We start from the raw sequence: 12,227 nt of genomic DNA, 5'->3' as shown, positions 1-12,227 counted from the left end.
AATTTATTTAATCAAGATTCGACTTTCACGCTTCTTCACTAACAGGTTTAGGATTGAACGTTTCTTCTGGTGCAATTTTTAAAAAGAGGATAATTACAATAACTGATACTATGCTCGCAAACAGTGCAATTTGATATCCCTTCATTAAATCTAAAAGAATACCATATATCTGCATACCAACAGGTACAGCTCCTTGAGCAATCAACCCCAAAACTGTAAAAACACGAGATCTTACGTTGGTTGGTGTCATTTTTTGCATGTTGGTATCAATAGGTATATTTATAAAAGCATTGCTCACACCTATTATCATAAGGTTTATGTACAAAATTATTAAGAAGGTCCATGAGGCACCTCCGAATTTGGTAACGATATTAGGAAAAAATAAACCTGAAATGATGAAAAACATGACAGCCTCTACTGTTAAACCGAGTGTCATAGATTTTTTTGGATTACTTTTAGAAAAAATAGTACCAATTAAAATACTGCCAATTAGTATTCCCACGGTAAAAGATGATTGTGTGATTCCATACTGTTCGCTCGTAAACCCAATTTCTTGCCTTAATACATAAGGGAGCACAATCGTAAGAATAGGAGCCATTAAAAAATTGACAACCAATGCAAATAAAAGCAGTTCTTTCAAACCCTTTCTTCCTCTTATAAAAACTAAGCCTTCTTTGATGTCTGAAAACATGGATTTAAAGGATATTTTCTGCTTACCTTCAAAATGTGGTACGTAAGTAATAAACATTTCGCTTATAGCAGAAATAACGAAGGAAATTCCATTTATAAGAAACACAACTTTTATTCCGCCAAATCCGTATATGATTCCACCAAGGATTGGTCCTATAATATTAGAAATACCATTTATTGAAGAATTTAGCGAATTTGCTTTTGTGAGGAATTCAATAGGGACTAAGTCCGGAAGCATCGCATTGGTTGAGCCGCCGAAAACACTGTCTAATATAGAAATAAATACTTGGGCAGTGAAGATAAAAGCGATGCTCATCCAACCTTGATAGGCTGAATATGCCATAAAAAGTATAATTATCCCTCGTAAATAGTCCATATTCACCATAATTTTCTTTCGATTTCTTCTATCTCCCAAAACCCCTGCTATCGGTGAAAAAATCAATCCTGGAAGCATGCTTAAAAGAGAAAATGTACCCATAAGGGTTCCAGAGCCTGTAAGATCAAGAATATAAAGCGGTAAAGCAATCATTTGTACGCCAGTTCCTATTAAAGATACAAGCCTCCCAGCGGAATATAACAAAAAATTTCTTTTTTGCTCATTTGTCATAAAACTTCCCCCTGTTTTGATCTTGTTATAGTGTTTTTATGAACTTAAAACTTTAGATTTAGCGCCCCTTTGCCCCGCAGGCCCACCCATAAGGAAAAGATTCTTTTGTTCTTTCGCCACGCGGCCCGCCCTGTAAGGAAGAGTGAGTAGGATTTCCCACTGTTCGCCCTCTAAGGAAGGGAAGATCCACACTACTTCGTGCGGCTGCTCACCCATAAGGAAATAATTATTATAATTTTAACATATATTTTCGGGTATTTCAAACTCGATTAAGCTCCATGTCAAATATGGTTGATGGAATAACCCCTTCAAATCTTCTTTTTTGCCTTATTTTAATATGGGTGCATTCTCTCTTTTAAGAATAATTGCTTATTAATCTTTCATACAACCAACTGACTTTCTATTATTTCTTTGTAAATGGGAGAATTTTTTAGTAACTCTTCATGTACTCCTTCTCCTCTTATCTCTCCATCTTTCAACAGTATCACTTTGTCTGCTTTTCTTATCGTTGATAATCTGTGGGATATTATTATCAAAGTCATCTGGTACTCTTTCAATTCATCGAATATTTCTTCTTCTGTTTGAGAATCTACCCCTGACGTTGCTTCATCCAGTATCAATACCTTTGGTTCCCTTATCAATGCTCTTGCTATCGCTACTCTCTGCCTTTGCCCATCAGATAACTTACTTCCCCTTTCTCCCACTACCGTGTCGTATCCTTCATCTAAAAGCCCTATGAATTTGTCTACCTTCGCTTTCTTTACCGCCTTCATGAATTCTTCTTCAGTGAATTCATCATCAAGCATTATGTTTTCTTTGACCGTCATGTTGAATAAGGGTTCGTTACCTCTGACTAACTTTATCTTTTCTCTGATTTCTTGTAATTTGTAATCTATTATGTTTTTATTCCCTAATAGTATTTTACCGTTTGTGGGATCGTACAGTCTGACAAGAAGACTCACCATCGTACTTTTGCCGGAACCACTCGTTCCTACCAATGCTAGCTTTTCGTTTTTGCCAATGAAGAGATTTATGTTTTTCAAAACTATCTCGTCTCTGTATTTAAATGAGACATTTTTGTATTCGGCATTGTAATCCTCAGGGAAAGGATATATACCATCATCTTCCTCTTCAGGCATATCAAGGATTTCAAAGAATCTTTCTGCCAGAGGTTCAGCCCGTTGTAATTGGACCAAATTTTCATTTATTATGCCTATGGGTTCATATATCCATGGTACAAAAGAATAAAAAGCTATTAATGTTCCCAAAGATATGTTCCCTCTTATAACAAGTAATCCTCCTAATCCTAAGATAATAACAGGAATTACATAACTAATGAAAAAGGCTATGTTTAAAATGGTTATTTGAAATATCCCTGCTTTAGTCGCCTGTGTAGCCCAGTCTTCCGCATCTGCGGAAAATGAATTTGAAAAGTATTTTCTTTTCCCAAATACTTTAATAATTAATTGACCATCTAACTTTTCTTTTATAGAAGAAGTTAATTTCCCGAAAGATTTTCTTTCTATTTTTGAGTAATTCTGCAATTTTGTTTGTGAACTTCTTATAATAAGCCAATAGAAAGGTAAAGAAGCAAGTACAATCAAAAATAGTTGCCAATTTAGATAAGCCAATATAATAGAAATAATGATTAAATTCAAAAAGTTAAAACACATCGTTGGTAGAACAAGGGCCATTGTATAAGCATTTTCCTCAATATCTGACAATAACCTACTCATTATATCTCCAGAATCAATCTTAGAATAATCAACAAATTTTGATTTTTGAATTTTATTATAAAGGTTTATTTGCTCGTTTTTAATAGTTAAAAAGTTAACTTTTCTATGATAAGTATTAAAAAAATAAGCGAAAACTCTTTCTAAAGCGACGATACCTATTAAAAAAGCAAGGAAAAAAGGAAGTATGTTGATTCTTTGAAAAGTTATTATATCGTCGATTAAATACTGAATGAAAAAAGGCCTCAAAGTTGCTAATACTAAACTAACAACACCCAAGAGAAATATGAAAATCATATACTTTTTATAATTTTTTATACCATATCTTATCAATCTTCTCGAGTGTAAATTCATACCTTGACTCCTCCCCTATAAAGGAAATTTTTAAGAGTTTGATTCAACTGTTACTCCCATTAGTATATGAGATGAATATCTTTTCAAAATTAACCATTTTTGGTTCTCTTACGAACATAATTGCTAATCAGACTTTCATACAACCAACTGACTTTCTATTATTTCTTTGTAAATGGGAGAATTTTTTAGTAACTCTTTGTGCATTCCTTCTCCTCTTATCTCTCCATCTTTCAACAGTATCACCTTATCTGCTTTTCTTATCGTTGATAATCTGTGGGATATTATGATCAAAGTCATCTCGTACTCTTTCAATTCATCGAATATTTCTTCTTCTGTCTGTGAATCTACCCCTGACGTTGCTTCATCCAATATCAATACCTTTGGTTCCCTTATCAATGCTCTTGCTATCGCTACTCTCTGCCTTTGCCCATCCGATAGCTTACTTCCCCTTTCTCCTACTACCGTGTCGTATCCTTCATCTAAAAGCCCTATGAATTTATCTACCTTCGCTTTCTTTACCGCCTTCATGAACTCCTCTTCACTGAATTCATCATCCAGCATTATGTTTTCTTTGACCGTCATGTTGAATAAGGGCTCGTTACCTCTGACTAACTTTATCTTTTCTCTGATTTCTTGTAATTTGTAATCTTTTATGTTTTTATTCCCCAGAATTATTTCACCGTTTGTGGGATCGTATAATCTCACAAGAAGACTCACCATTGTACTTTTACCAGATCCACTCGTTCCTACCAAGGCTACCTTTTCGTTTTTGCCAATGGTGAGATTTATGTTTTTCAAAACTATGTCGTCTCTGTACTTGAATGAGACGTTTTTGTATTCGACATCGTAATCCTCAGGGAAAGGATATATACCATCATCTTCCTCTTCAGGCATATCAAGGATTTCAAAGAATCTTTCTGCCAATGAGTCTCCTCTTTGTAATTGGGCTAGTTGCTCATTGATCATCCTCAAAGGGTTATACAACCAGCTTGAAAAGGAATAAAAAGCCATTAAACTACCAATTGTAATGGTATTAGACATCACCATATAACCACCTAAACCTATTACTAATGGAGTTGTTATCGTTATTACAAAAATCATACCCTGATCTAAACCGGTAACATTCCAGACGTACTTTCTCTTTTCCTTTCTCCAATCCTCGGTGTCCTTTTCTAATTTTTTATGAAAAAGCTGTTCTTTCGCAAATAACTTTATAATATTTATCCCTTCAATCTTTTCTCTCAGACTTTCCATGACCTTGCTGTATTCTTTTCTTTCTTTCTTTGAAGCATCTAATAACCTTTTATTGAAATGGTTTAATACCCAATAATATAACGGTATCGTTGCAAGAACCAACAAAGTAAGCTGCCAACTAAAAGTTGATAAAACAATTAAAATAATGAAAACATCGATGATGTTTAAGATTATCACGGGTTTTGTTAGTACGAGAAAGTTGGCTATTTCATCAATATCAGAGGTGATCCTAGCGAGGAAATCTCCAATTTGGCTGTCTGAGTTGTAAGCAGAAGGAATCTTTTGAACTTTTTCGTATAAAGTCAATTGTTCATTCTTTATCACATCTGCTTCACTTGCACTTGCATAATAATTTTCAAAAAAGGCCAGAACCACTTGGCCCACTACCACAGTTATATACGCCAACATGGAAGGTAAGAGAAGGGAAAACTTGTTTTGAAATATAACTTCATCGATCATGTATCTCAAAATATAGGGATTGGCTATGAAAAAAAACGTGATTGGAATTGAAAAAAGATAAATGTATAGATGAATCTTTTTGTACTTTTTTGAATATTCGAATAATCTTTTAACGTTAGAAGAAATTATTTTTGATTTCATTGGATAAATCTCCTCCTTTTTATAAGTTATTAGTTTCTTTAGAAACTCTAAAAACTTGTGTTAGCGCCCCTTCGCCCCGCTCCCCACCCATTTAAGGAAGGGAGAGCGGGATTTCCCTCTCCTCGTCCATAGTCTTTAATTTTTACAATCTTCTGATGTTTTCGAGATAAACCTGCCATAATTCATCAGATAGTAAATCATAAGCCGTGTAATAAGATTCTACTTTCTTAATTTTTTTCTGTGGTCTTCTCAACATTTTTATAACCCCCTTTAATTATTTTAAACCTAAATAAAATATTTCAAAAAAATTATAACAAATAAAATAAAGATTGTCAAGCATAAAAATAAAAAAATTCAATAATTTTTATATTTTTACTAAAAATTTTTGATTTAACGTATTGTATTGAGATTTAAAATTGGTGTATATAGTTGTTTAACGAAAAAAGCTAAAATAAATCACGAATAAGATTCAGGAGGAGTAAATGAATGTTAGAAAATAAAATTGGTTTAGCTCCGATGGCGGATTATACAGACTACCCTTTTAGGGAGATTTGCAGAAGATTTGGAGCAGATTTTACTTTTACTGAAATGATTTCAGTAGATTCCATAATAAGGGAAAATGAGAAAGTTGAAAAAATGCTTCCCCAAAAGGGTGAAGATAATATAGGTGTGCAACTTTTTGGCAACGACGCAACAAAATTCGTCGAAGCAGCCAAAGCTGTCCAAGGTTTAGCTAGTTGGATCGATATAAACGCTGCTTGCCCTGTTAATAAAGTAGTGAAAAAAGGTTCAGGGGCAGCTTTGTTAAAAGATCCAAAATTATTGGGAGATATCGTTTTTAATCTTAAAAAGAGTATTGATTTGCCCGTAGGAGTAAAGGTAAGATTAGGATACGATCAAATAAATATAGAAGAAGTAGCACAAACAGTCCAAGAAGCAGGTTCTGATTATATTATTGTTCATGGTAGAACTAGGTCACAAATGTACAGTGGAATTGCAAATAGGGAAGTAATAAAAAAGTTAAAGGGAAAGATCCGTATTTCTATAGGGGCTAGCGGTGATGTGTTCAGTAGAAAAGATATAGATGATTATTTGATGAATTATGGTGCGGATTTTGTTTTAGTTGCAAGGGGCGCTATTGGTAACCCTTGGATATTCACAAAGAATAATTATAATCCAACTTTAGATGAGAGAATAGATACTTGTTTAGAGCACTTGAAACTTACAATTGAATTCTATGGTTCAGAGGTTTACGCAGTAAAAAAATTCAGAAAAGTATTAATGAAATACTTTTCTGGTATTGAAGGTGCAAAGGAGATAAGAAGAAAGTTACATATGCTTTTATCTTATAACGATGTCGCCGGTCTGGTTTATACAACATTAAAACATTAATAATTACGCTATTTCATCCAACAATATCCCTTGAACATCGTTTAGGGCTTTGGCAAGTTTCACAGACACTTCAGGTGGTATCTGTCGTATAATTTCCTTGCTGTCTTTATCTATAATTTTTACAACAATAATATCCAAATCCCTTTCTATTTCAAACTTCGCCTCTCCTTTGAAGATTTTTGATAACTTTTTTAATCTGTCTTCAATTATTTTTGTGACTTTGTCAAGTTCATCTGGCATAACCTCTTCTTTTTGGATCGGCTGGTTTGAATCTTCAGGATTTTTCAGATTGGCGTTCGCCATTTCAAAGTGCTGTCTATTGGCTATAGGATTGTTAATGGAAAAATCTTCTTTACCCCCAATATTTGATATTCCCATAATATCACCCGACCTTAAAATTATTATTCACTTTTTTATCGTCTGATATTTAATAAACTTTAATATTTAAAAAATTACATTATGAACATTGCGTCACCAAAAGAAAAGAATCGATATTTATTTTCTTTTGCAATTTCATATGAGTTCATTATAAAATCACGATCAGCAAACGCTGAAACAAGAAAAAGAAGTGAGGATCTTGGTAGATGGAAATTGGTGATCATAGCATCTATTATTTTAAATTCAAAAGGTGGGTATATGTATAGATCTGTTTTACCAGCGAGTTTGTCAGGATTTCTGGCAATCGATTCGAGCGTTCTAACAACGGTTGTTCCTGTGGCTATAACCCTTTTACCGTTAGCTTTGGCTCTAACTATGTCGTGAAGCACACTTTTTGGCACGGTATAATACTCTTCGTGTATTTGGTGGTTTCTAATGTCCGCCTCTTTAACGGGTCTAAAGGTTCCCAAACCGACATGAAGAGTGACTTCAGTGAAATTTACGCCGTAATCTGTAAGCTCGTCTATTAACTCTTGTGTGAAATGTAAACCAGCGGTTGGTGCAGCCACCGCACCATTGTTTTTTGCGTAAGTAGTTTGATATTTTTCTGGATCGTCGATCTGTTTTTTTATGTAAGGCGGTAAAGGGACTTCGCCAATTCTTGGCAATTTTGAGAAAAAGTTGGGATCGTCAAATTCTAAAATTCTAGATCCATCTTCCAAATGTTCTACTACTGTGCAAACTAAATCATCTTCAAAGATAAGTTTGTTGCCTTTTTTTATCTTTCCACCCGGCTTTACCAAAGCTTTCCATGTTTTATCGTTTCCATCTTTTTCTAAAAGTAAGACTTCAACTTTTGCACCTGTTTCCTTTTTACCGTATAATCTTGCAGGAATAACCCTGGTATTATTTAAAACAAGCAAATCGCCGGGGCGTAAATAATTTTTTATATCCCTAAAAACTTTGTGTTCGATACTTTTTACTCTTCTATTTAGCACCATCAACTTACAGCTATCTCTTGGTTCAACAGGTTCTTGGGCTATAAGCTCTTCAGGTAATTCGTAGTCATATTGCTCTAAGTCAAAGCTCTGTTCACTCATCTACAAACCTCCGTAGTTCCAGTAATTTGTCTTTATCAAACCGATATTCACTAAATTTATCCTGTGAAATCATGTAATAACCAAGTTTATTACTAAAATGAACGATCAATTCATCTGCAGGTGATTCAAAGTAAATCCTCTTTTTTTCTGACATTTTCTTTAAAATGTCCTTGTCATCCTCACTTTTTAAAACGTATTCAATGTTTTTGTCGAATACTATTATTGCAGGGAAAAACGTCATATTTTCTATGTATAGATTATCCAATAAATCAACCAATCTAACTATGCTTTCTTGATCGTTGTACCTTACAACGTTACTACCGTCGATAATAACGCCTTTAATCGATCCTTGGCTCATGAGCCTATAATGGTAATAAGATATATTTTTCAGTTGAAGTTCCACCATCTGTTTTTCGTAAGGGCCTAAACTTTTAAATATTTCTTTTATTTTTTTGTACAATGAGATCTTTGTATCAAGAGGATCTATGCTTAGAATCTCATCTATGAGGTCTTGTACAAAAGGAGTTTTCACATCTAAAGGTATGTATGTTATTAGTGCGTATAAGTCTATAAAATCCTTAAAATCCAATCTTTTTAATATAAGTTGTGGATTGTAAAACTCCACCCCGTACTTTTTTAGTTTTTCATTGTAGCCACCTGGTGGAAACTTATCTGGAAAAAGTAAAAATTTCAAGTTCTCAATCGTTTCTTCTTTTAACTTGTAATAACTTTTTAAATCATTGAATCTATTCTCTTTCGGTTTTTTTAAAATATGCATTATCAGAAATTGAAAATCGTTTATATGTTTTTTTGGTATTTTTAGCTCGGCGTCTTTTCCTAAAACTCTGTAAACCCAAAACATTTTCCTTTCGTTTAGTTCTCGAGGTTTTCTGAGAATACTATTAGCCTTTTCAACTATTTTTCTTGCTTTTTGGCTATGTTCTTTGTAATCTTTTTCTGAGATAACGTTAAAAATTCTCTGAATTGACACAAAACTACTTCTCCTTTTCTATAATAGCCTCCATCTCTTTGTACTTTTCACCAAAGCCTTCGATTTTTACATCCCTATACTTAATATCTTCATTGTACGAAATATGAATCTCCAATCTTTCTTCGGGGGTTAAATAATCCAAAAAGTCTGCCCATTCAATTATATATATCCCCTTAGGATCCAAAAAAACATCCAAGTACTCTATCTCTTGTGGATCGTTCAACCTATACAAGTCAACGTGATATATAGGTGGATTCGTATCATATACCTTTACTAGAGAAAAAGTAGGACTTGTTACATTTATGGGGGTTCCGCTCAAGCTGTTAACTATATACGATGTCAACGTGGTTTTCCCCGTTCCCAGATTGCCAAAAAGTAATAATTTTGCACCAGGAAAAAGATATTTAGAAATAGTTTCTCCAAGTTTTTGAATTTGTTTAAGGTCAAGCTTGTCGTAAGATATTATAGGTTGTTCACTCCCCAATTACATTTTTCTTTTAGAAAACAATCAGAACATTTAGGCACCTTTTTACAGTAAACTTTTGAATGTTTAACTATCAACGCATGGTATTCGTTGTAAAGCTGAACATCTTTTGTCAGGTTTTTCTCGAAGAAATCTTGAAACTCGTCGTATTCTTTACCCGATATCAAACCCAATCGTGAAAACATCCTTTTCGTATAAGCATCGATAACAAAAACTGGCATTTCAAAGGCGTATAAAAGTATAGAATCAGCGGTTTCTTTTCCTATGCCCTTTATACTTAACAGTTCTTCCCTTAAAGAGGTTACACTTTTATTTTTAATCTTATCTGTATCATAATTATATTTTTTTAACCATTCTAAGAAGTTTTTCAAACGTTTACTTTTGAGATTGTAAAAACCCGAAGATCTTATCAATTGAGCTAAATCATCTTCTTCGATTTTAGATAGTTTTTCTGGTTCTAATAGATCGAGTTGCTTCAAATTTTCGATAGATTTTTCGACATTGTTCCAGGAAGTATTTTGTGTTAAAATAGCCCCCACAGTTACTTCGAACCAATCGTCTGCAGGCCACCAATGCTGTGGACCGTAATAATCGTAAAGATCCTTGTATATTTCATATACTCTATTCAATATTTAATTTCTACCTCCATATTAGATGTTCAGGTGTTTCCCCTTCCAAAGCTTGTATGATGTCTCTTGCTACCATCTGAGCCATTCGACTTCTTGTCTCATGTGAAGCAGATCCAATGTGCGGTGTTAGTACAACGTTATCCAAATCTTTTAATCCAGGTGTTAATTGTGGTTCATTCTCATACACGTCTAACGCAGCACCTGCGATCTCTTTATTTTTTAATTTTTCGTATAGCACTTGTTCATCTATCACAGGTCCTCTTGCCGTGTTGATAACAAAGGCAGATTTCTTTATTAGCGATAATTTTTCTCTATCCAACATATGATAAGTATCGCTAGTCAAAGGCACATGTAAACTCACATAATCAGAAACCTTCAAAAGCTCATCCAACGGTAAATAAGTGGCATTCAAAGCTTTTTCTTCTTCACTGGAAAGGCGATGCCTCTGATAGTAATAAACTTTCATATTGAACCCTATTGCCCTTCTGGCAACTGCTTGACCTATACTTCCAAATCCTATAAGACCCAAGGTTTTACCGTATACATCAGTTCCGAGAAACAATTCAGGCTTCCAACCATCAAATTTACCTTCTCTTGTAAAGGCATCAGACTCGACGATTCGTCTGGCAACAGCTAACATCAACGCCCAGGCTAAATCAGCTGTGGTTTCGGTTAATACATCAGGGGTATTAGTTACATATATCCCTAACTCCTTTGCTTTTTCGATATCGATGTTGTTGTAGCCAACAGCGTAATTTGCAACGATTTTCAACCTATCTTTACCTGCTTCTAACTCTTCTTTATCAATCGGATCTGCCAACATGGTAATTAATGCGTCAGATTCTTTCGCTATTTCTTTTAATTCTTCTTTGGTGAGTAGCTTATCCTTTGGATTAACCCAAATATCGTATTTCCCTTTTAGCAAATCAATGCCTGCTTCAGGGATTTTATAGGTTATTGAGACTTTTTTCATTTTTTGGACCTCCTAATTGAGATTGGGTATTTTTAATGTTTTTAGACTATAAAAGTTTTTAGCACTCTTTCGTCCGACTGCCCACCTATAAAAAAGATGAATCGAAGAAAACTTTGCTTCTTGTGGCATTCTCAAATATTCGCTTTAATTATATCATGATATAAAACTAAGCACTAAATTTTGCCGATTTGTGCAAAACGTTTTTTGCTGTTTCTTGCAAAGCGTTTTATTTGTAATGATTTAAAAGTTCTTTCCTTATTCTCGTTTGCCCCGCAAACGACGATCAACCTCAAGTTAAACACAAAACCGCTTGGATTAACTTCCAATAAACTAATATTTACCTATTTAACCTAAAACAGAAAATGATATAAAAAAAACGTCTGTCGACCTCCAATAAGGTAAAAAACCCGGGGGATCGACAGACAAGTGCTAAAAGTCACAAGGTTTGTTCCATAAGCCTTTGAATTGATTTTTAACAATTCCTCAAAGTTTTGCTTGACAAATGTAATTTTTTATGATACACTATTTTTGTCGCTTTGTGCAAAAAGAATTTTTCATAATGCCTTAGAAAACTCTTTCCTAATTCTCATTTGCGTAGCAAATGACGCTTGTGTCTTAGCCTACCTCTAAGGAATAAAAACTCGTAGTAAAGTCCTTTATTCTTCTCTTAACAACTCTGTGTCTATCCTACCTTTAAGGAATAAAAACACACCTTCGCGGTGTCGGGGTGCCCGACAGCAGATACAAGTGTCTATCCTACCTTTAAGGAATAAAAACGCAAAAGAAATTTCATTTCTCCATCCAACATATCTTGTGTATATCCTACCTTTAAGGAATAAAAACTTTGTTGAGAAGGTGTTTCCTCAACATCCACAGGAGATGGTGTATATCCTACCTTTAAGGAATAAAAACATCCAATTAGAAAACATTTCACTTCCTCCGAAATAGTGTATATCCTACCTTTAAGGAATAAAAACATCCAATTAGAAAACATTTCACTTCCTCCGAAATAGTGTATATCCTACCTTTAAGGAATAAAAAC

At 34.0% G+C, this 12,227-nt stretch carries 10 protein-coding genes and 1 CRISPR repeat array; of the genes, 1 reads left to right on the top strand and 9 read right to left on the bottom strand.

All coding sequences use genetic code 11. The features are described from left to right. Positions 1-25: 25 nt before the first annotated feature. From BZ25_RS00050 to BZ25_RS00040, 3 genes are all read right to left on the bottom strand, one after another. Positions 26-1,297 (bottom strand): MFS transporter, encoded by a 1,272-nt coding sequence (locus BZ25_RS00050; protein WP_121567152.1) that lies wholly within the window; start codon positions 1,295-1,297, stop codon positions 26-28. Positions 1,298-1,677: 380 nt separating this feature from the next. Beyond that, a complete protein-coding gene (locus BZ25_RS00045) occupies positions 1,678-3,384 on the bottom strand; it encodes an ABC transporter ATP-binding protein (RefSeq protein ID WP_121567151.1) in 1,707 nt (568 codons plus the stop codon). A 135-nt stretch (positions 3,385-3,519) separates the two neighbouring features. Further along, entirely contained in the window at positions 3,520-5,238 is a 1,719-nt protein-coding gene (locus BZ25_RS00040) for an ABC transporter ATP-binding protein (RefSeq protein WP_121567150.1), read from the bottom strand. 486 nt (positions 5,239-5,724) lie between these two features. Here BZ25_RS00040 and BZ25_RS00035 point away from each other — a divergent pair, with 486 nt between their 5' ends. Further along, on the top strand, positions 5,725-6,630 hold the full coding sequence (locus tag BZ25_RS00035; RefSeq protein ID WP_121567149.1) for a tRNA-dihydrouridine synthase: 906 nt from the start codon (positions 5,725-5,727) through the stop codon (positions 6,628-6,630). A gap of 3 nt (positions 6,631-6,633) precedes the next feature. Here the strand turns inward: BZ25_RS00035 and BZ25_RS00030 are convergent, their stop codons facing one another. The 6 genes from BZ25_RS00030 to BZ25_RS00005 form a co-directional block, all read right to left on the bottom strand. Next, positions 6,634-7,008, bottom strand: a complete 375-nt coding sequence (locus BZ25_RS00030; protein ID WP_121567148.1) for a flagellar protein FlaG — start codon at positions 7,006-7,008, stop codon at positions 6,634-6,636. Between the two features lie 74 nt (positions 7,009-7,082). Further along, positions 7,083-8,108 (bottom strand): tRNA preQ1(34) S-adenosylmethionine ribosyltransferase-isomerase QueA, encoded by a 1,026-nt coding sequence (gene queA / locus BZ25_RS00025; protein ID WP_121567147.1) that lies wholly within the window; start codon positions 8,106-8,108, stop codon positions 7,083-7,085. Next, entirely contained in the window at positions 8,101-9,099 is a 999-nt protein-coding gene (locus tag BZ25_RS00020) for a hypothetical protein (RefSeq protein WP_121567146.1), read from the bottom strand. Before BZ25_RS00020 ends, queA begins: the two co-directional genes overlap by 8 nt. Before the next feature lie 4 nt (positions 9,100-9,103). Next, entirely contained in the window at positions 9,104-9,583 is a 480-nt protein-coding gene (gene tsaE / locus BZ25_RS00015) for a tRNA (adenosine(37)-N6)-threonylcarbamoyltransferase complex ATPase subunit type 1 TsaE (protein ID WP_121567145.1), read from the bottom strand. Continuing rightward, the gene (locus BZ25_RS00010) at positions 9,562-10,212 is read right to left on the bottom strand and encodes an endonuclease III domain-containing protein (protein WP_121567144.1); all 651 of its coding nucleotides are present in this window, start codon (positions 10,210-10,212) and stop codon (positions 9,562-9,564) included. Before BZ25_RS00010 ends, tsaE begins: the two co-directional genes overlap by 22 nt. A 10-nt stretch (positions 10,213-10,222) precedes the next feature. Further along, positions 10,223-11,185 carry a D-glycerate dehydrogenase gene (locus BZ25_RS00005; protein WP_121567143.1) on the bottom strand — a complete coding sequence of 321 codons (963 nt, stop codon included), beginning with the start codon at positions 11,183-11,185 and terminating at the stop codon, positions 10,223-10,225. 616 nt (positions 11,186-11,801) lie between these two features. Beyond that, positions 11,802-12,162: a CRISPR direct-repeat array (repeat unit 25 nt; unit sequence TATCCTACCTTTAAGGAATAAAAAC). Positions 12,163-12,227 lie beyond the last annotated feature (65 nt).

Origin of the sequence: Petrotoga sp. Shatin.DS.tank11.9.2.9.3, assembly GCF_003665005.1 — a bacterium.
GTDB lineage: Bacteria > Thermotogota > Thermotogae > Petrotogales > Petrotogaceae > Petrotoga > Petrotoga mobilis.
This window is presented reverse-complemented; position numbering and strand designations above follow the sequence as displayed.

Coding starts and splice junctions, on each gene's coding strand:
- BZ25_RS00050 (WP_121567152.1), bottom strand. CDS start 1,297: ATGACAAATGAGCAAAAAAGAAATTTTTTGTTATATTCCGCTGGGAGG.
- BZ25_RS00045 (WP_121567151.1), bottom strand. CDS start 3,384: ATGAATTTACACTCGAGAAGATTGATAAGATATGGTATAAAAAATTAT.
- BZ25_RS00040 (WP_121567150.1), bottom strand. CDS start 5,238: ATGAAATCAAAAATAATTTCTTCTAACGTTAAAAGATTATTCGAATAT.
- BZ25_RS00035 (WP_121567149.1), top strand. CDS start 5,725: ATGTTAGAAAATAAAATTGGTTTAGCTCCGATGGCGGATTATACAGAC.
- BZ25_RS00030 (WP_121567148.1), bottom strand. CDS start 7,008: ATGGGAATATCAAATATTGGGGGTAAAGAAGATTTTTCCATTAACAAT.
- queA (WP_121567147.1), bottom strand. CDS start 8,108: ATGAGTGAACAGAGCTTTGACTTAGAGCAATATGACTACGAATTACCT.
- BZ25_RS00005 (WP_121567143.1), bottom strand. CDS start 11,185: ATGAAAAAAGTCTCAATAACCTATAAAATCCCTGAAGCAGGCATTGAT.